This window comes from Curtobacterium ammoniigenes NBRC 101786, assembly GCF_001571045.1.
GTDB classification, from domain to species: Bacteria; Actinomycetota; Actinomycetes; order Actinomycetales; family Microbacteriaceae; genus Curtobacterium; species Curtobacterium ammoniigenes.
Genome location: NZ_BCSV01000003.1, coordinates 160,550 through 179,834, shown reverse-complemented (window position 1 = coordinate 179,834; position 19,285 = coordinate 160,550). Strand labels below are relative to the sequence as shown.

Sequence of the window (19,285 nt, the reverse complement as noted above, 5' to 3'; positions counted from 1 at the left end):
ACGTTAGGAATGATGCCGTGCCGTTGACTGCCGAGGTCAAAGACGAACTCGCGAGAGTCGTCGTGAATCGCAACACGGTGCGAGCGGCGGAACTCGCGACGATCCTGCGGTTCGCCGGCGGACTGCACGTCATCTCCGGTCGGATCGCGATCGAGGTCGAACTCGACACCCGCATCATTGTCCACCGGGTTCGCAAGGACCTCGCTGAGCTGTACGGGGTCCGGAGTGAGGCGAGTGTCGGCGCCTCCGCGTCGTCACGGCGCGGAACGCACTACCTCGTCAGGGTCCTCGAGTCGGGGGAGACGCTTGCGCGCCAGACCGGGCTCATGGATGCGCGGCGCCGACCCGTCCGCGGTCTGCCGAACCGGCTCACGACAGGCAACCGCGAGGACCTCGCCGCGATCTGGCGCGGCGCGTTCCTCGCCGCGGGCAGCCTGACTGACCCCGGGCGCGCCGCCGCGATGGAGGTCACCTGCCCGGGCAACGAAGCCGCGATGGCACTCGTCGGCGCGGCATCCCGGCTCGACATCCCGGCGAAATCCCGGGAAGTCCGAGGCGTGCACCGTGTCGTCATCCGCGACGGCGAGGCGATCGGCGCCATGCTCACGACCATGGGCGCCGCGCGAACGAACGCGGACTGGGAGGAACTCCGGCAGCGTCGCGAGGTCCGAGCGACGGCGAACCGCCTCGTGAACTTCGACGACGCCAACCTCCGGCGGTCCGCTCAGGCTGCCGTCGCGGCCTGCGCCCGCGTCGAACGCGCCCTCGAGATCCTCGGCGACGACATCCCCGACCACCTGCAGTACGCCGGTTCGCTCCGCCTCGCACACCGCGATGCGAGCCTCGACGAGCTCGGACAGCACGCTGACCCGCCGATGACGAAGGACGCGATCGCCGGACGCATCAGGCGTCTCCTCGCGATGGCGGACAAGCGGGCCGCTGAACTGGACATCCCCGGCACCGAAGCGAACCTCCCGGAAGACCTCGAACAGGTCTGAGAACGTCACGCGACCCGATCGGTTCCGAGCGGCTGATACTGTCGGAGTGGCGACGTCACGGGGCGTATCGTCCACCACACCGCAGGCGGTCACGCCTGCACCTCCGCATCGCAGCGCTCGCGCGCACTTGACACCTCAGGAGACCCATTGACCGTCAAGATCGGTATCAACGGCTTCGGCCGGATCGGCCGCAACTTCTTCCGAGCAGCGCTCGCGAAGGGCTCCGAGCTCGAGATCGTCGCAGTGAACGACCTCACCGACAACACGGCGCTCGCCAACCTCCTCAAGTTCGACTCGATCACCGGGAAGCTGCCTGCGACGGTCACGCTGGACGGCGACAACATTGTGGTCGACGGCAAGCCCATCAAGGTTCTGGCTGAGCGTGACCCCGCGAACCTTCCGTGGGGCGAGCTCGGCGTCGACATCGTGATCGAGTCGACCGGATTCTTCACCAAGGCCGCCGATGCGAAGAAGCACATCGAGGCCGGTGCGAAGAAGGTCATCATCTCAGCGCCCGCGACCGGCGACGACGTCACCATCGTGCTCGGCGTCAACGAGGACACCTACGACCCCGCGAACCACACGATCATCTCGAACGCCTCCTGCACCACGAACAGCCTCGCGCCGCTGGCGAAGGTGTTCAACGACGCATTCGGCATCGAGCGCGGCCTGATGACCACCGTGCATGCGTACACCGCGGACCAGAACCTCCAGGACGGCCCGCACAAGGACCCGCGCCGTGCCCGGGCCGCCGCGCTCAACATCGTGCCGACGTCGACCGGGGCCGCCAAGGCCATCGGTCTCGTCCTGCCGGAACTCGCCGGAAAGCTCGACGGCTTCGCCCTCCGCGTGCCGGTCCCGACCGGATCGATCACCGACCTGACCCTCGAGGCGTCGAAGCCCGTCACCATCGACGAGATCAACGCCGCGTACAAGGCTGCCGCTGACGGGCCGCTGAAGGGCATCCTGCTCTACAGCGAGGACCCGCTGGTCTCGACCGACATCACCTCGGACCCGCACTCGTCGATCTACGACTCGGGCCTCACCAAGGTGATCGGCAACCTCGTGAAGATCACGTCCTGGTACGACAACGAGTGGGGCTACTCCAACCGTCTCGTCGACCTGGCCGAGTTCGTCGCGGACCGTCTCTAGTCGTGGCGCTCCGCACCCTCGCCGACCTCGGCGACCTGGCCGGAAAGCGCGTCATCGTCCGGTGCGATCTCAACGTTCCCCTACAAGACGGCGCCATTACCGATGACGGGCGCATTCGCGCCTCGCTGTCGACGCTCACGCAGCTCCTGGACGCCGGGGCGCGGGTCATCGTGATCTCGCACCTCGGCCGTCCAGACGGCGAGCGGAAGGACGAGTTCTCGCTCCGCCCCGTAGCGACGCGGTTGGGTGAGCTCCTCGATCGGCCTGTCGGGTTCGTTCCGACCACGATCGGCGATGCGACGACTGCGGCGGTGGATCAACTCGCCGACGGCGAGGTCCTCGTCCTCGAGAACCTCCGCTTCAACCCGGAAGAGACCGCGAAGGATGCGGAGACCCGACAAGGGTTCGCCGACAAGCTCGCCGCGCTCGGGGACGCGTTCGTGTCCGACGGCTTCGGTGTCGTTCACCGGCGGCAGGCGAGCGTCTTCGAACTGGCGGCGGCGCTGCCGAGTGCAGCGGGCCTCCTGATCGAGCGCGAGCTCGACGTGCTGCAGCGACTGACGACGAACCCCGAACGGCCGTACACGGTCGTCCTCGGCGGGTCGAAGGTCAGCGACAAGCTCGGCGTCATCGAGCACCTGCTCCCGCAGGTGAACACGCTCTGTATCGGGGGCGGCATGCTGTTCACGTTCCTCGCCGCTCAGGGGCATCACGTCGCCAAGTCGCTCCTCGAGCACGACCAGATCGACACGGTTCGGGGATATCTCGAACGCGCCGACGAACTCGGCGTGACGATCGACCTTCCGACCGACGTCGTCGTCGCTTCGGCGTTCGCTGCCGATGCGTCGCACGAGGTCGTCCCGGCCGATGCGATCGAGGAGTCCTCCTTCGGGGCAAACGGCATCGGTCTCGACATCGGGCCGGAGACGGCGGCACGGTTCGCCGCTGCGATCCGCGCCTCGAACACCGTGTTCTGGAACGGCCCTATGGGTGTCTTCGAATTCGAGGCCTTCGCAGCGGGCACGCGTGTCGTTGCCGACGCGCTGACGGAGGTGCCCGGGCTCGGTGTTGTCGGCGGTGGCGACTCAGCGGCCGCAGTTCGGAGCCTCGGGTTCCGCGACGACCAGTTCGGGCACATCTCGACCGGGGGCGGAGCGAGTCTCGAGTTCCTCGAAGGCAAGCCGCTGCCGGGCCTGGAAGCGCTGGGGTGGAGCAAATGAGCCGCACCGCACTCATCGCCGGCAACTGGAAGATGAACCTCGACCATCTGCAGGCGATCGCCACCGTCCAGAAGCTCGCGTGGACGCTGAAGGACGCCCATTACGACTACGACGGCGTCGAAGTCGCAGTGTTCCCGCCGTTCACCGATCTCCGGAGCGTGCAGACGCTGATTTCCGCAGACAAACTGCAGATCCGGTTCGGTGCGCAGGACCTGTCCGAGCATGACGGAGGCGCATATACCGGGGACATCTCCGGTGCGTTCCTCAAAGCGCTCGACGCCGCCTACGTGATCGTCGGGCACTCCGAGCGTCGCACGATGCACGGGGAGACTGACGAGATCGTCGCCGCGAAGACTGCGGCGGCGGTTCGTCACGGCCTCGTCCCCGTCGTCTGCGTCGGCGAGACCATGGAGGATCGGACCGCTCGCGGTGCCGGCGTCGTCCCGGTCGAGCAGCTGCAGGTCGTGCTCGACTCCGTCGCCCCGGCGGACATCGTCGTCGCGTACGAGCCCGTCTGGGCGATCGGGTCCGGTCAGGCAGCAACGGCGGAGCAGGCGCAAGAGGACTGCAGCGCGCTGCGCCGCGCGATCCAGACAGCGTGGGGGGACGAGCGGGCCGCGCCCACACGGATCCTCTACGGAGGCTCGGTCAAGTCCGGCAATATCGCAAGCTTCATGCGGGAGCCAGACATCGACGGCGCACTCGTCGGCGGAGCGAGCCTGGACGCCACGGAGTTCGCGGCGATCGCGCGGTACAAGCACCACGTCGGCCGCTGACCGCGCAGATCCGGCACCGCGATCCCGGTGATCCGGACGCGCCCAGGTATACTCGACCCCGCTCATAGACACGAAAGGTTCGTCGTGGCGATTCTCTCCGTCGTGCTGCAGGTTCTGCTCGGAATCACGAGCCTGCTGCTGACCCTGCTCATCCTGCTGCACAAAGGCCGCGGCGGCGGCCTTTCCGACATGTTCGGTGGCGGCGTCACGAGCAACCTCGGAGCGTCCGGCGTCGCCGAGCGCAATCTCAACCGGATCACGGTGATCCTCGGCCTCGTCTGGGTCGTCTGCATCGTCGTGCTCGGACTCATCAACAAGTTCGCATCAGGGAGCTGATCCGTATGGCATCTGGCGGTAGTGCAATTCGAGGGTCGCGCGTCGGCGCTGGTCCCATGGGAGAGCAAGACCGCGGCGTGCACGCCGAGCGGGTCGCGATCTCCTACTGGGACGCGCTCGGCAACGAGGTCGTCCGCTACTTCGCGGCCGGGCTCCCGGACGAGGAAATCCCAGAGACCGTCGACTCACCCTCGACTGGTCTTCCTGCTGGCCGCGATCGCGAGAACCCGCCGCAGGTCGCGAAGACCGAGCCGTACAAGACGCACCTCGCCTACGTGAAGGAGCGTCGCACCGAGGAAGAGGCGGCGCAGCTCCTCGATGACGCGCTGCGCCAACTGCGCGAGCGCCGCGGTACCGCACAGAGCAGCTGACACGACTACCCCGCCGACGTCGAAGGGCCCGACCGGATCGCTCCAGTCGGGCCCTTCGTCGTTCTCCACGGATGGGCAATGCCACGGCGCGAACGCCCGATTTCCGCACGGTCGAGTCCCGGGTCGGGCGAGTGCGGGCGGGCGAAGGGTTCTCAGTAGGTCGCGGCGATGAGGTTCTCGGGGACATCGCGCGCGGCGTCCTCGTCAACGAAGAACACCGTCCGCTTCCGGCCTTGCACGCCACCGACAGGCACCTCGTCAACGGACGCGCCTGCGAGAGCGAGCCCGAGCACGGATGCCTTTTCGGCGCCGGACAGGATGACCCACACGCGCTTCGACGCGTTGATCACGGGGAACGTGAGTGTGAGGCGATCCGGCGGCGGCTTGGGGGAGTTGTGCACGGGCACGACGGCTCTGTCCCGAATCTGCAGCTGCGCGAACTCGGGGAACAGGGAAGCGGTGTGCCCATCGGGCCCGACACCGAGCAGTGTGATGTCGAACGCCGGCGCGACCGCGTCGCCGCGTGCTGCGCTCCGCAGTTCGTCGGCGTAGGCAGCGGCGGCCTCATCGATGGTCATGCCCGCGTCGCTCGACTGCATCGGGTGGATGTTCGCACGCGGAATGCTGATGTGACCGAAAAAGTCGTCCTGCGCACCCACGTCGTTGCGATCGGCGTCATCGGCGGCGACCCACCGCTCGTCAACCCACCACACGTGCACGCGCGACCAGTCGACGCTGCCCTGCGCGTGCGATTGCGCGATCGCAGCGAGCACCAGCGTCGTCACCGAGCCGCCGCTGATCGCGATGTCGGCGCGCTCCTGCTCGTCAAGCACATCGATGATCTTCGTGATGAAGCGCGCCGCCACGGAGGCGCCGAGCGCTTGCTTGTCCGAGTGCACCAGCACGCGTCGTTCGTTCGTCACAGGACTCCCGTGTTCGTCGGCCGCGGACGCGGCAGGATTCAGGCGGCCGAGGAACCGCTCAGCTGCTGCACCCCGTACCGGACGACATCTCCGAAGAGCACGTCCGGGTCGAGTCTACGGAGTTCCTCGGCGAGGCAGTCACGCAGGTTCCGCCGCGGGAGCGACAGCTGATGCGTCGGTTGCCCCGGTTGGGACAGGGTGGCGACGTTGACGAGCGACCGCTCGAGTTCGATCGTCCCGGACGGGCGAACAAGCTTCACACCGTGGATGCCGCTCGAGCCTGTCGCGCGCGGTGATGTCACCACGGTCACGGGAACCTCGAGCCGCAGCTGGAGCCACGCGGCGAGCAGCAGCGTGGAGGGCGAATCGCTTGCGCCGGACACCTCGACCGCGGTGACGGGCTCATACGGGGGCTGATCGAGCGCAGCCGCGAGCTGGTTGCGCCAGAGCGTCAGTCGCGTCCATGCGAAGTCGGTGTCCCCGGGCTCATACGAGTCCCCGAGCGCGCGGATTGCCTCCGCGGGATCGCGCTGGTTGGCGGCGTCGGTGATCCGACGTTGCGCGATCCTTCCGAGCGCAGACTCGGCCGGCTTCACTGGAGCGCGTTCGGGCCACCAGGCAACCACGGGCGCATCGGGTAGCAGGAGGCCCGTGACGAGCCCCTCCTCGTCGATCGCCGTCTCGCCGTAGGCCCGGAGGACGATGACCTCGCTCGCGCCGGCATCGCTTCCGACCCGGATCTGCGCGTCCAGTCGACCGGGGGAGGCGAGGTCGCCCTCGTTGCTCGAGACGATGATGACGCGCATCGGGTGCTCACGCGACGCTTCGTTGGCGGCCTCGATCGCCTCCTCCTCGCGGCCAAGGCCGGTGGCGATGATGAGCGTCAGCACGCGGCCGAGCGCGACAGCGCCACCCTCCTCGCGGATGCGGACCAACGCGCGCTGAATCTTCGACACGTTCGTGTTGGGCAGGTCGATCTTCACGGGCGCCTCCAAGTACGGCCATCACGGGCGAGCAGCGCATCAGCCGAAGCCGGGCCCCACGTACCCGGACGGTACTGTTCGGGCTTTCCTGCACGGGCCCAGAACCGCTCGATCGGGTCGAGGATCTTCCAGGACAATTCGACCTCTTGGTGGCGTGGAAAGAGCGGCGGGTCCCCGAGCAGGACGTCGAGGATGAGTCGTTCGTACGCCTCGGGGCTGGCCTCGGTGAAGGCATGCCCGTACCCGAAGTCCATCGTCACGTCGCGCACCTGCGTGCCGACGCCGGGTACCTTCGACCCGAACCGGAGGGTCACACCCTCGTCGGGTTGCACACGGATCACCAGCGCGTTCTGCCCGAGCGGCGCCTGTTCCGCTCCGAAGATCTCCTCGGGCACGCGCTTGAACACGATCGCGATCTCGGTGACGCGCCTCCCGAGCCGCTTGCCGGCCCGGAGATAGAACGGAACGCCCTGCCAGCGCCGCGTCGCGATGTTGAGCTTGATTGCGGCGTAGGTCTCCGTCGTGGAGTCGGGGTTCATGCCGGCCTCCTCGAGGAAGCCGAGCACCTTCTGCCCACCCTGCCAGCCACTGCTGTACTGTCCGCGGGCGGTGGCTGTCGCGAGGTCTTCGGGCAGGTGGACCGCGGAGAGCACCTTTTCTTTCTCGGCTCGGAGGTCGGCCGCCTTGAACGACACCGGCTCCTCCATCGCCGTGAGCGCGAGCAGCTGCAGCAGATGATTCTGGATCACGTCGCGCGCCGCACCGATCCCGTCGTAATACGCGGCCCGCCCGGCCACGCCGATGTCCTCCGCCATCGTGATCTGGACGTGGTCGACGTAGTTCGAGTTCCAGATCGGCTCGTACATCTGGTTCGCGAAGCGGAGCGTCAAGATGTTCTGGACGGTCTCCTTGCCGAGGTAGTGATCGATGCGGAAGACGTCGTCCGGCGCGAACACGCTCTCGACGATCGCGTTGAGTTCTCGCGCGCTCTGCAGGTCGGAGCCGAACGGCTTCTCGACGACGACACGGCTCCACGCACCGTCCCGCCGCTCGGTCAGGCCGGAGGTTTTCAATTGCTCCGTGACGACCGGAAACATCTTCGGCGGGATCGACAGGTAGAACGCGTGGTTTCCCATGGTCCCGCGCTCGTCGTCCAGCCGGTCGACCGTCTCTTTGAGTTCGCGGAACGCGCCAGGATCGTCGAACGATCCCTGCACGTAGCGGATCCCTTCGGCCAACTGGCGCCAGACGTCCTCGTCGAACGGGGTGCGCGAGTACTCCTGCACCGCCTCGTACACGACCTGTGCGAAGTCTTGGCCCTCCCAGTCCCGCCGAGCGAAGCCGACGAGCGCGAAGCCCGGAGGGAGGAGCCCGCGGTGCGCGAGGTCGTACACCGCGGGCATGAGCTTCTTGCGCGACAGGTCACCGGTGACGCCGAAGATGATCAGCGTGCTCGGCCCTGCGATGCGGTTGAGCCGCCGGTCGCTCGGCAGTCGGAGCGGGTTGTGCTCCGGGGTGATCGCCACCGGTGCCATCGAAGTCGCCTCCTTGCTTCGACCTGCTACTGCTCGGCCTGCGCGCCGTCGAGCGCGCCCTGGACGGTGTCGACGAGTTCTCCCCACGACACGGTGAACTTGTCGACGCCCTCGCGCTCGAGCACGGCCACGACGTCGTCGTAGTCGATGCCGACGGCCGCAAGGCGATCCATCACATCGTGCGCAGCCGCGTACGAGCCTGTGATGGTGTCGCCGCGGACCTCGGCGTGGTCGGCAGTCGCCTCGAGCGTCTTGCCAGGCATCGTGTTGACCGTGTGGGGAGCGACGAGCTCGACGACGTAGAGCGTGTCCGGCAGCGACGGATCCTTGACGCCCGTCGACGCCCAGAGCGGCCGCTGCACGTTCGCGCCGGCTTCAAGCAGCGCCTGAGCCCGCTCCGTGGCGAACGCCTGCTCGAACACCTCGTACGCGAGCTGCGCGTTTGCGACGCCCGCCTTCGACTTCAGCGCGGTCGCCTCGTCCGTGCCGATCGCTGCGAGCCGCTTGTCGATCTCGGTGTCCACACGCGACACGAAGAACGACGCGACGGAGTGGATCTTCGACAGATCGTGGCCGGCCGCCTTCGCCTTCTCGAGACCGCCGAGGTACGCGTCGATCACCGCGCGGTAGCGCTCCAGGGAGAAGATCAGCGTGACGTTCACCGAGATGCCTGCGGCGATCGTCTCGGAAATGGCCTCGAGGCCTTCGATCGTCGCCGGGATCTTGATGAGCACGTTCTCGCGTGCAACCTTGTCGTGCAGGAACTTGGCCTGCTCGATGGTCTTCTGCGTGTCGTGGGCGAGCCCCGGCTCGACCTCGATCGAAACGCGGCCGTCAAAGCCCTTCGTCTGGTCGTAGATCGGCTTGAACAGGTCCGAGGCTCGGGCGACGTCCTGGGTCGTGATCTCGAAGATCGCGTCGGTGACGGGCGTTCCCTGCGAGGCGAGCTCGCGAACCTGCCCGTCGTAGCGCTCACCCTTGGCAAGGGCGGACGCGAAGATCGTCGGGTTCGTCGTGACGCCGACGACGTTCTGATCGGCGATGAGCGACTCGAGGCGCCCGGTCTCGAGGAGTTCGCGCGACAGGTCGTCGAGCCAGATGCTGACGCCGGCTTCGGAGAGCGCGGCGGTGGGTGTCGTATCAGTCATGGTCGTTCCTTCTTTCATCGACATCGAGAAGAACTCGGTCGAAACATCGGGGGGCCGCGGGATGTTTCACGGCCGGGAGGCGCGGGCCGGTTCCGTCAGACACGGCCGGCCCGCGCGCGCTCACTTGGATGCGGCGATGGTCTCGTGCGCAGCCGACACGACGGCGTCGGCAGTCAGGCCGAACTCCTTGTAGAGCGTCTGGTAGTCCGCGGAGGCGCCGAAGTGCTCGATCGAGACGCTGCGGCCGCGGTCGCCGACGATGTCGCGCCAAGACATCGCGATGCCGGCTTCGACCGACACCCGCGCGGTGACCGACGACGGGAGGACCTGTTCGCGGTACGCCTCCTCCTGCGCGAAGAACCACTCGAGGCAGGGTGCGCTCACCACTCGGGCTCCGACGCCCTGCTCCTGGAGCTGGTCACGCGCTGCCAGAGCGATCTGGACCTCCGACCCGGTCGCGACGAGGATCACCTCGGGAACCTCGGTGGAGGACTCCGCGAGCACGTATGCACCCTTCGCGACGTTCTTCGCCGATGCGAGCGTGCTCGAGGTCGCCTCGCCGTCGCCGCGTTCGAAGACCGGCAGATTCTGTCGGCTGAGGGCGATGCCCGCCGGACGGTCGTGGTGCCGGAGTATCTCCAGCCAGGCGTACGAGACCTCGTTCGCGTCCGCCGGCCGAACGATGTCGAGACCGGGGATCGCGCGAAGCGCGGTGAGCTGCTCGATGGGCTGGTGGGTCGGGCCGTCCTCCCCGAGCGCGATCGAGTCATGCGTCCAGACGTAGATCGCCGGCGCCTTCATCAGCGCCGCCAGGCGGACGGAGGGCCGCATGTAGTCGCTGAAGATGAGGAAGGTGCCGCCGAACGGGCGCGTGTTGCCGTGGAGGACGATTCCGTTGAGGATCGCGCCCATCGCGTGCTCGCGGATGCCGAAGTGCAGCACGCGTCCGCGCAGCGGGTCGCCCTTGCCCCAGACCTTCGTCTCGTATTGGGACGGGACGAACGACGGAGCGTCTTCGATCGTGGTGAGGTTCGACTCTGCGAGGTCCGCGGAGCCGCCCCAGAGCTCGGGCAGCACACCGGCGATCGCGTTGATCACCGTTCCGGATGCCGCGCGAGTCGAGATGTCCTTCTCCGTGCCGAAGACCGGAAGCGCCGACTCGATGTCTGCGGGGAGTTCTTTCGCCTGCATCCGCTCGAACAGAGCCTTCTGCTCCGGGTGCGCAGCGGCCCACGCGTCGAACCGCTCCTGCCATGCGGCGTGCTCGGCCTGTCCCCGCTCCACCGCTTTCCGGGTGTGCGCGAGCACGTCCGCGTCGACGGCGAACGTCTTCTCGGGGTCGAACCCGAGGACCTCCTTCAGGCCCGTGATCTCGTCCTTGCCAAGCGCCGAGCCGTGGATCTTGCCCGTGTTTTGCTTGGTGGGGGACGGCCAGCCGATGATCGTCTTGAGGACGATCAGGCTGGGCTTGCCGGTCTCGGCCTTGGCAGCCTCGATGGCGTCGAAAAGCGCCTTCGGGTCCTCCGTGTATTCGTGGCCTTTCTTCCAGTCGACGTGCTGCACGTGCCAGTGGAGCGCCTCGAACCGGGCGGCGACGTCCTCGGTGAACGCGATGTCGGTGTCGTCCTCGATGGAGATCTGGTTCGCGTCGTAAATGACGACGAGGTTTCCGAGCTCCTGGTGGCCAGCGAGCGACGCGGCCTCGTTGGTCACGCCCTCCTGCATGTCGCCGTCGCCAGCGATGACGAAGATGTGATGGTCGAAGGGGCTCTCACCAGCCGGGGCGTCCGGGTCGAACAGGCCGCGCTCGAAGCGCTGGGCGTACGCGAACCCCACGGACGAGGCGAAGCCCTGCCCGAGCGGTCCCGTGGTGATCTCCACGCCGTCGGTGTGGCCGTACTCCGGGTGCCCCGGCGTCTTCGATCCCCACTTGCGGAGGTGCTCGAGGTCGTCGAGCTCGAGGCCGTACCCGCCCAGATAGAACTGGACATACTGGAGGATCGACGCGTGTCCGGCGGAGAGGATGAATCGGTCACGACCGACCCAGGTGCTGTCGCTCGGGTCGCGGTGCATGATCTTCTGGAAGAGCAGGTAGGCGGCCGGGGCGAGGCTCATCGCCGTACCGGGGTGCCCGTTGCCTGCGGCCTCGACAGCGTCGGCCGCAAGGACGCGCGCCGTGTCGACGGCCTTCTGATCGATGGCGTCCCACGTGAATTCAGCCACTTTGGATATCGACCCTTCTTGAGGTGGCATGTGCGGGTGATTGCTCACACATGAGGTTGGTCGCCGCCCTCCGGGTCCCGGTCGCCGGAGCGCCGGTCAACGGGACCGGTGGCACACTTCGTCGGGCGCTCTGCGGGCGGGTGACTTCAGCATAGTGAATCGACACTCAGCCGACGTTCAGACCGAGACGTATGACGCGCAGCCCGTCACCAGCGTCGCGTCACGTAAACTAGGCGGGTCCGTCACGCCCATGTGGCCGCCCCGCGACGGTGCGGAGCATTGCGTCGTTCCGTAGACAGAGGTTTCATGCCGACAGCCGCCATCGCCCGGCAAGCGCCAACCCGATTCGGGCTTGGTCAGAAGATCCGGGGCTACATCGCGCTGACTAAACCCCGCGTCATGGAGCTGCTCCTCGTGACGACCGCGCCGACGATGTTCTTGGCCGCCCGAGGGGTTCCGGATCTGTGGCTCGTGCTGTGGACGCTCGTCGGCGGGGCGATGTCCGCGGGTTCGGCCGCCGCGTTCAACTGCTACATCGACCGCGACATCGACCGCGTCATGAAGCGGACATCGAACCGCCCGCTCGTCACGGGTGTGCTCTCTGATCGTGAGGCGATCTGGTTCGCGTGGACCCTGGGCGTGGTCTCCACCGTTGAACTCGGTCTGCTCGTCAACTGGCTCGCAGCAGCGCTGAGCGCCGCTGCGAATGTCTTCTACGTCGTCGTGTACACACTCTGGCTGAAGCGCCGTACCCCGCAGAACATCGTCTGGGGCGGTGCGGCCGGGTGCATGCCCGTACTCATCGGGTGGGCGGCGGTCACGGGATCGCTCAGCTGGGCACCGGTGATCCTCTTCATGGTCATCTTCCTGTGGACACCTCCGCACTACTGGCCGCTCTCGATGCGATACCGCGACGACTACGCGGCGGCCAATGTCCCGATGCTCGCGGTCGTACGCGGTCGCTCGGCCGTCGGACTGCAGGTCATCCTCTATGCCTGGGCGACCGTCATCTGCTCCCTGCTGCTCGTGCCAGTCGCCCACATGGGAATCCTGTACACGGTCGTCGCCGTCGCGGCAGGTGTCTGGTTCGTGGTCGAATCGCACCGGCTCTACGGTCGCGCGATTCAGCACGTCGAGCAGGTGCACCCCATGCGGGTCTTCCACAGCAGCATCACGTATCTGACCCTGTTGTTCCTCGCGGTCGGGATCGACCCGCTGCTCCCGCGCCTGTTCACGTTCTAGTCGACCGACTCCGACGGGGCGGCTCGGCGGCCGAGACCGGACGCCCGAAGCGATCGAGACCGGACGCGCGAAGCGATCGAGACCGGAGGCCCGAAGCGATGCCGAGGCGAGCGGCTCAGGAACGTGCGGGGCGCTGAGTCCCTACCACGGCCTCCCGACCGGCGCTCGCACGCATGCTGAGCACCGTGCCCGCGGTCACCGCGATGAGTACGCCGGCGAGCACCATATGCAGGCCGACCAATCCCACCGGCAGCGCGGTGAGGGCCTGCGTGATCCCGACGCCGATCTGCACGAACTCCACGACGAGCAGGGCCAGCGGCCACGCGATCGGAAGCCCGGCGCGCACCGCTCCCACCAAAAGCACCAGGGTCAGCAGGAACGTTGCGAACGCGGGGATCGCGTGCAGATCCTCGATCACAGCGGGGTTGAACCCAGTGCGCTGGAGCACACCGCCCTGGACGGTCGTCGCAGCGCCCGCGTGCGGTCCGGAGCCCGTCGTGAGGATTCCCAGGAGCACCGTCACGGCAACGGCCGCGAGCAACCAGTGCCCGACGAGCACGTACCAGCGGGGGACCAGCAGTCGCTCGACACGCGGTCCGCGTACCGAGCGGTAGACCAGACGACTCGCAATCGACACGAGCGCCGCCGAAATCACGAAATGAAGCCCGACCACGTACGGGTTGAGGTTCGTCAGCACGCTGAGACCCCCGACGACCGCCTGGACCGGGATGCTCGCGCCCTGAGCGAAGGCGAGCCACCAGAGCTCGGGCCGCGTGCGTCGCATCCGAACGACAGCGAGGAACATCAGGACGACGACGAACACCAGGACGAATGTCAGGAGTCGGTTGCCGAACTCGATGACGCCGTGGATCCCCATCGCAGGCGTTGTCACGAACGATCCGTCGGTGCACTGCGGCCACGTCGGGCAGCCAAGACCGGACGCCGTGAGCCGAACGAGACCCCCGGTCCCGATCAGCACGATCTGGATGACCAGCGATGCCCACGCGAGCACGACCACCCTGAGGTCAACGGCCGCCGGCAGCGGCCAGAACAGCGACGTCAGCGATGGTCGTGAAGCGGTCGTGCCGACGCGTGTCACAGGAGAGCCTTTCTGGCCGACCTGAACAGCGACGCTCGATGACGGAACGCTGGTGGGCCGGCGCGGGACGACTGTAGACTCGATGAGTTCAGCGAGCAGTCAAGTGTACGCAGGGCTCGGCTCCGAATCAGCCGCGCATCCGCCCCGCCTCATCGGCTGCGTGCAACCATGGCCTGCGAAGCGGCAGCCCCGCCGGGAGCAAGTCCGGCGTCGTCCTCGCGCTATGCAGGGACGAACGCTCAGGTGTCAGCGCACCACGGAATGATGCTGGACGACCGATGGTTGGCCTTGGAGAGGCTCGCCACCGCGAGAGGAATACGAGGGAGACCATGTCTGATGTGCTCATCGACCGTCCTGAGCTAGAAGGCCTTGGACAGTACGAATTCGGATGGGCTGACTCCGACGTCGCCGGCGCATCCGCTCGTCGCGGCCTGTCGGAGGAGGTCGTCGCAGACATCTCACGGCTGAAGAAGGAGCCGGAATGGATGCTCCGCAACCGTCTCAAGGGTCTCGAGCTGTTCCGCCGCAAGCCCATGCCGACGTGGGGCGCCGATCTCTCGGACATCGACTTCGACAACATCAAGTACTTCGTCCGTTCCACGGAGAAGCAAGCCCAGTCGTGGGAAGAGCTTCCTGAGGACATCCGAAACACGTATGAGCGGCTCGGGATCCCCGAGGCGGAGCGGCAGCGTCTCGTGGCGGGTGTCGCAGCCCAGTACGAGTCGGAGGTCGTCTACCACCAGATCAGGGAGGACCTCGAGGCCCAGGGTGTCATCTTCATGGACACCGACACGGCGCTGCGCGAGCACCCCGAGTTCTTCGAGGAGTACTTCGGCACCGTGATCCCAGCCGGCGATAATAAGTTCGCGGCGCTGAACACGGCGGTCTGGTCGGGCGGCTCGTTCGTCTACGTCCCGAAGGGCGTGCACGTCGAAATTCCGTTGCAGGCTTACTTCCGGATCAACACCGAGAACATGGGTCAGTTCGAGCGGACGCTGATCATCGCGGACGAGGACTCCTACGTTCACTACATCGAAGGCTGCACGGCGCCGATCTACAAGTCGGACTCGCTGCACTCCGCGGTCGTCGAGATCATCGTCAAGAAGAACGCGCGCGTCCGATACACGACCATTCAGAACTGGTCGTCCAATGTCTACAACCTGGTCACCAAGCGTGCGATTGCGCACGAGGGCGCGACCATGGAATGGATCGACGGCAACATCGGGTCGAAGGTCACGATGAAGTACCCGTCGATCTATCTCGCCGGCGAGCACGCGAAGGGCGAGACCCTCTCGGTCGCGTTCGCCGGCCCGGGCCAGCACCAGGACGCCGGCGCCAAGATGATCCACATGGCGCCGTACACGACATCCTCGATCGTGTCCAAGTCGATCGCTCGGGGCGGCGGCCGGGCCGGCTACCGCGGCGAGGTCCGGGTCGACCCGGGTGCACACCATGCGGCGAACACCGTGCGGTGCGACGCGCTGCTGGTGGACACCGTCTCGCGGTCCGACACCTACCCGGCCATCGACATCCGCGTGGACGACGTCCAGCTCGGTCACGAGGCGACGGTGTCTCGCGTCAGCGAGGAACAGCTGTTCTACCTGATGTCGCGCGGCCTGCCCGAAGACGAGGCGATGGCCATGATCGTTCGCGGCTTCATCGAGCCGATCGCGCGCGAACTGCCGATGGAGTACGCCCTCGAGCTCAACAAGCTCATCGAGATGAGCATGGAAGGATCCGTCGGCTAGTGAGCAACACCACCCCCCGAATCGACGCGCCGGTCGCCCCGGCCTCCGCCGGAACGGAGCAACACGGCGCGCGCGCCCACTCGGACGGCGGCTGGGACACGAAGGTCCCGGTGCAGACGCGGTCCGAGCGGTTCACCTCCGCCGACGTCGACGCGTTCCCCGCAGTCACCGGGCGCGAGGTCAACTGGAAGTTCGCGCCGATCGCATCGCTCAGGCCATTGCTCGACGGTGGCCTCGATGGGAGCGCCTACCCGTACACGGCGACGCACACCGACGACATTCGTCTCGACTGGGCGAAACGCGACGATCCGCTGGTCGGCGCCGCTGGCCTCCCGGAGGACCGCGCGTCCGCGGCGGCGTGGACTGCGCGCGAACAGGTGCTGACGATCACCGTCGGCGGGGTGGATCCCCAGCGCGCATCGATCATCCGTGGTCACATGGGATCACACCCGCGGGCAGCGCACACCGTGATCGTGGCCGAGCCGCACTCCACCGGCACCGTGATCCTCGGTGGGACCGGTTCCGCGCTCCTCAGCGAAAACGTCGAGATCGTCGTGCGCGACGGCGCGCGACTCACGCTGGTGACCGTGCAGGACTGGGACGACGACGCAGTCCATGTCGCAACCCACTTCGCGCAGGTCGGCCGCGATGCGTTCCTGAAGCACGTCGTCGTTTCCCTCGGCGGGGGCGTCGTTCGGGTGAACCCATCCACACGGCTCGGCGAAGCTGGCGGCGAGACGGAGATGCTCGGCGTGTACTTCGCCGATGCCGGTCAGTACATCGAGCAGCAGGTGTACGTGAACCACGACGCTCCGCACACGAAGAGCCGGGTGAACTACAAGGGCGCGCTGCAGGGGGACGGTGCCCACACCGTGTGGATCGGCGACGTGCTCATCGGACGTCCAGCGACCGGCACGGACTCCTATGAGCAGAACCGAAACCTCGTGCTCTCCGAGGGCACGCGTGCCGACAGCATTCCGAATCTCGAGATCGAGACCGGCGACATCCAAGGGGCCGGACACGCGAGCGCAACCGGTCGATTCGACGACGAGCACCTGTTCTACCTGCAGTCCCGCGGTATCCCTGAAGAGGAGGCCCGGCGCCTTGTCGTCCTCGGATTCCTCGTCGAGGTCGTTCAGAAGATCGGCGACACTGATCTGGAGGCGCGGCTCATTACCGCCATCGAGCAGGAGCTGGCGGGCGGCCGCCACGAGCATGGAGGGATCGCCTGATGTCGACGAAGATCTGCGCAGAGGCCGATATCGCTGTCGACAGCCCGATGCGAGTGGTTGTCGATGGAATCGCGGTCGCGGTCGTCAAGGACTCCGCTGGCACCGTCCACGCGATCGGGGACACGTGCACGCACGGTGACATCTCGCTCTCCGAGGGCTTCGTCGAGGATGGCACGCTCGAATGCTGGGCGCACGGCTCCAAGTTCGAGTTGACGACCGGCAAGCCGCTCACGCTGCCCGCCTACGAACCGGTGCCGGTCTTCCGGGTAGAGATCATCGACGGCGACGTGTTCGTTGACACGAGCGACGTCCTCGCGAGCAACTGAGTGCGCGCGCCGCACAGAACGTACGAAGGAATGCACTGATGTCCACTCTCGAAATTCGTGATCTCAAGGTCTCGATCAACACCGATCAGGGCACGAAGGAGATCCTCAAGGGCGTCGACCTGACGATCAACGAGGGCGAGATCCACGCGGTCATGGGTCCGAACGGGTCTGGAAAGTCGACCCTCGCCTATACCATCGCCGGGCACCCGCGCTACAACGTCGACGGCGGCTCGATCCTTCTCGACGGGCAAGAAGTTCTCGACATGACTGTCGATGAGCGGGCCCGAGCGGGGCTCTTCCTCGCCATGCAGTACCCGGTCGAGATTCCGGGTGTCACGGTGTCGAACTTCCTTCGCACCGCGAAGACGGCGATCGACGGTGAGGCGCCTGCGCTCCGCGGGTGGGTCTCAGACCTGCGCAAGTCGATGGCGGACCTCAAGATGGACTCGTCGTTCGCCGAGCGCAATGTGAACGAGGGATTCTCCGGCGGTGAGAAGAAGCGCCACGAGATCATGCAGCTCGAGCTGCTGAAGCCGAAGTTCGCCGTCCTCGACGAGACCGACTCCGGTCTCGACGTCGACGCGCTGAAGATCGTGTCCGAGGGCGTGAACCGGGCAGAAGCCGCGACCGGGATGGGCGTGCTGCTCATCACGCACTACACGCGGATCCTCCGGTACATCAAGCCTGACTTCGTGCATGTCTTCGTGGCCGGCCGTGTCGCTGAGCAGGGCGGTCCGGAGCTGGCCGAGCGCCTTGAGAATGAGGGCTACGACCGCTACGTGGCGGCCGCGGCGTCGAACTGAGCGCCATGATCACGACACTGTCATCAGAGAAGTTCGACGAGGTCGTCGAAGGACTGAAGGACGTCCAAGACCCCGAGCTCGGGGTCAACATCGTCGACCTCGGCCTCATTTACGACCTCGCCTGGGACGACGAGGCAAACGCACTCGTCATCAGCATGACGCTGACGAGCGCGGGCTGCCCGCTGACCGACGTCATCGAGAACGACACCGCGAATGCGCTCGACGGGATCGTCGATGCGTTCCGAATCAACTGGGTGTGGATGCCGCCGTGGGGCCCCGAACGGATCACGGATGACGGGCGCGAGATGATGCGTGCGCTGGGATTCGCGATCTAGCGATCAACTACGAAACACGGCGGGGAGGCACGGTGCGCGCAAGCACCGCGCCTCCCCGCTTCGCACGCAACGGCTTCCAGCCGGCAGCCTCGCCGTTCGCACGCGAGCGGTCAGCCGCGAGCAGACAGCGAAGAGCCGACGGTCAGCCCGAGCAGAGCCGACGGTCAGCGCGAGCGCCGACCGATGGCGCGCCACGCGAGCGGGAGGACGCCCGCCGCGATGAGTGCCTTCGCAACGCCGCCGATGACGAACGGGTACAGACCCTCAGCAAGCACGACGCCGAGCGAGTGCGGCAGCCCGAGGTTCGCCAGAGCGATCGCGAGATACGGCAGCCCCGTCACGAATGGGATGGCACTGGCGAGCGTGAACGCCGCGGTCGCGCGGAAAAACCGCTTGTCCCAGTCGCGACGGGCGAGCCAGCCAATCGCGGCCGCAGACGGGATGAAGCCGATGACATATCCGAACGACGGCAGCGCCAGGGAGCTGAGACCCCCGGTCCAGCCCGCGAAGAACGGCAATCCGGCGAGCCCCGCAAGGCCGTACACCAGCATCGACAGGGCGCCCCGGCGCGCTCCGAGCGTCGCACCGACGAGCACCACGGCGAGTGTCTGCCCGGTGATCGGTACCGGCCACATCGGCACTTCGACCTGGGCCATGAGCCCGGTGAACACGGCACCGCCGGCAACCAGGGCTGCGTCGACGGCGAGCCCACGCGTGCGGATACGGTCGGCAAGAACAGTGCGCAACGTGCTGGGAACGGCGTTCGACATCAAGTCTCCTACAATGGATGGCTGGTCTTGCCATCATATTGGCGGCCCCACCGCGCACGTCGTTG

At 66.9% G+C, this 19,285-nt stretch carries 19 protein-coding genes; 12 read left to right on the top strand and 7 right to left on the bottom strand.

The genetic code is table 11. From position 1 onward, the window contains the following. Positions 1–17: 17 nt before the first annotated feature. From whiA to CAM01S_RS07860, 6 genes are all read left to right on the top strand, one after another. Positions 18–998, top strand: coding sequence for a DNA-binding protein WhiA (gene whiA / locus CAM01S_RS07885; RefSeq protein ID WP_066519181.1), 981 nt, complete (start codon positions 18–20; stop codon positions 996–998). 147 nt (positions 999–1,145) lie between these two features. Beyond that, the gene (gene gap / locus CAM01S_RS07880; RefSeq protein ID WP_066519178.1) at positions 1,146–2,150 is read left to right on the top strand and encodes a type I glyceraldehyde-3-phosphate dehydrogenase; all 1,005 of its coding nucleotides are present in this window, start codon (positions 1,146–1,148) and stop codon (positions 2,148–2,150) included. Positions 2,151–2,152: 2 nt separating this feature from the next. Then, positions 2,153–3,370 carry a phosphoglycerate kinase gene (locus CAM01S_RS07875; protein ID WP_066519175.1) on the top strand — a complete coding sequence of 406 codons (1,218 nt, stop codon included), beginning with the start codon at positions 2,153–2,155 and terminating at the stop codon, positions 3,368–3,370. Beyond that, positions 3,367–4,146 carry a triose-phosphate isomerase gene (gene tpiA / locus CAM01S_RS07870; protein WP_066519165.1) on the top strand — a complete coding sequence of 260 codons (780 nt, stop codon included), beginning with the start codon at positions 3,367–3,369 and terminating at the stop codon, positions 4,144–4,146. Before CAM01S_RS07875 ends, tpiA begins: the two co-directional genes overlap by 4 nt. Before the next feature lie 84 nt (positions 4,147–4,230). Beyond that, positions 4,231–4,482 carry a preprotein translocase subunit SecG gene (gene secG / locus CAM01S_RS07865; RefSeq protein ID WP_066519163.1) on the top strand — a complete coding sequence of 84 codons (252 nt, stop codon included), beginning with the start codon at positions 4,231–4,233 and terminating at the stop codon, positions 4,480–4,482. Positions 4,483–4,487: 5 nt separating this feature from the next. Continuing rightward, positions 4,488–4,853 (top strand): RNA polymerase-binding protein RbpA, encoded by a 366-nt coding sequence (locus CAM01S_RS07860; RefSeq protein ID WP_066519161.1) that lies wholly within the window; start codon positions 4,488–4,490, stop codon positions 4,851–4,853. Between the two features lie 152 nt (positions 4,854–5,005). Here CAM01S_RS07860 and pgl read toward each other — a convergent pair whose 3' ends face one another. The 5 genes from pgl to tkt form a co-directional block, all read right to left on the bottom strand. After that, entirely contained in the window at positions 5,006–5,776 is a 771-nt protein-coding gene (gene pgl, locus CAM01S_RS07855) for a 6-phosphogluconolactonase (RefSeq protein WP_066519158.1), read from the bottom strand. 38 nt (positions 5,777–5,814) lie between these two features. Then, positions 5,815–6,759, bottom strand: coding sequence for a glucose-6-phosphate dehydrogenase assembly protein OpcA (locus tag CAM01S_RS07850; RefSeq protein WP_066519144.1), 945 nt, complete (start codon positions 6,757–6,759; stop codon positions 5,815–5,817). Then, positions 6,756–8,294, bottom strand: coding sequence for a glucose-6-phosphate dehydrogenase (gene zwf / locus CAM01S_RS07845; protein WP_066519142.1), 1,539 nt, complete (start codon positions 8,292–8,294; stop codon positions 6,756–6,758). The genes CAM01S_RS07850 and zwf overlap by 4 nt, the downstream gene beginning before the upstream one ends. A 26-nt stretch (positions 8,295–8,320) precedes the next feature. Continuing rightward, positions 8,321–9,442 carry a transaldolase gene (gene tal, locus CAM01S_RS07840; protein WP_066519946.1) on the bottom strand — a complete coding sequence of 374 codons (1,122 nt, stop codon included), beginning with the start codon at positions 9,440–9,442 and terminating at the stop codon, positions 8,321–8,323. Positions 9,443–9,562: 120 nt separating this feature from the next. Further along, positions 9,563–11,665 (bottom strand): transketolase, encoded by a 2,103-nt coding sequence (tkt, locus tag CAM01S_RS07835; protein ID WP_066519140.1) that lies wholly within the window; start codon positions 11,663–11,665, stop codon positions 9,563–9,565. Between the two features lie 306 nt (positions 11,666–11,971). On the opposite strand from tkt, the gene CAM01S_RS07830 reads away from it, so the two are divergent. After that, complete coding sequence (locus CAM01S_RS07830; RefSeq protein ID WP_066519138.1) at positions 11,972–12,907, top strand: heme o synthase; 936 nt, start codon at positions 11,972–11,974, stop codon at positions 12,905–12,907. Between the two features lie 115 nt (positions 12,908–13,022). On the opposite strand, the gene CAM01S_RS07825 is transcribed toward CAM01S_RS07830, so the two are convergent. Next, entirely contained in the window at positions 13,023–14,006 is a 984-nt protein-coding gene (locus CAM01S_RS07825) for a COX15/CtaA family protein (protein ID WP_083527862.1), read from the bottom strand. A 329-nt stretch (positions 14,007–14,335) separates the two neighbouring features. Between CAM01S_RS07825 and sufB the strand changes: the two genes are divergently transcribed. Genes sufB through CAM01S_RS07800 form a run of 5 tightly spaced genes read left to right on the top strand, consistent with a single transcriptional unit; the run spans position 14,336 to position 18,450 of the window. Continuing rightward, positions 14,336–15,754 carry a Fe-S cluster assembly protein SufB gene (gene sufB / locus CAM01S_RS07820; protein WP_066519135.1) on the top strand — a complete coding sequence of 473 codons (1,419 nt, stop codon included), beginning with the start codon at positions 14,336–14,338 and terminating at the stop codon, positions 15,752–15,754. Beyond that, entirely contained in the window at positions 15,754–16,986 is a 1,233-nt protein-coding gene (sufD, locus tag CAM01S_RS07815; protein WP_245631579.1) for a Fe-S cluster assembly protein SufD, read from the top strand. The genes sufB and sufD overlap by 1 nt, the downstream gene beginning before the upstream one ends. After that, positions 16,986–17,312, top strand: a complete 327-nt coding sequence (locus tag CAM01S_RS07810) for a non-heme iron oxygenase ferredoxin subunit (protein ID WP_066519132.1) — start codon at positions 16,986–16,988, stop codon at positions 17,310–17,312. Before sufD ends, CAM01S_RS07810 begins: the two co-directional genes overlap by 1 nt. A gap of 38 nt (positions 17,313–17,350) precedes the next feature. Beyond that, the gene (gene sufC / locus CAM01S_RS07805; protein ID WP_066519129.1) at positions 17,351–18,115 is read left to right on the top strand and encodes a Fe-S cluster assembly ATPase SufC; all 765 of its coding nucleotides are present in this window, start codon (positions 17,351–17,353) and stop codon (positions 18,113–18,115) included. 5 nt (positions 18,116–18,120) lie between these two features. Continuing rightward, positions 18,121–18,450, top strand: coding sequence for a metal-sulfur cluster assembly factor (locus CAM01S_RS07800; protein ID WP_066519124.1), 330 nt, complete (start codon positions 18,121–18,123; stop codon positions 18,448–18,450). A 164-nt stretch (positions 18,451–18,614) separates the two neighbouring features. Here CAM01S_RS07800 and CAM01S_RS07795 read toward each other — a convergent pair whose 3' ends face one another. Further along, positions 18,615–19,220 (bottom strand): biotin transporter BioY, encoded by a 606-nt coding sequence (locus CAM01S_RS07795; protein ID WP_066519122.1) that lies wholly within the window; start codon positions 19,218–19,220, stop codon positions 18,615–18,617. Between the last annotated feature and the right edge of the window lie 65 nt (positions 19,221–19,285).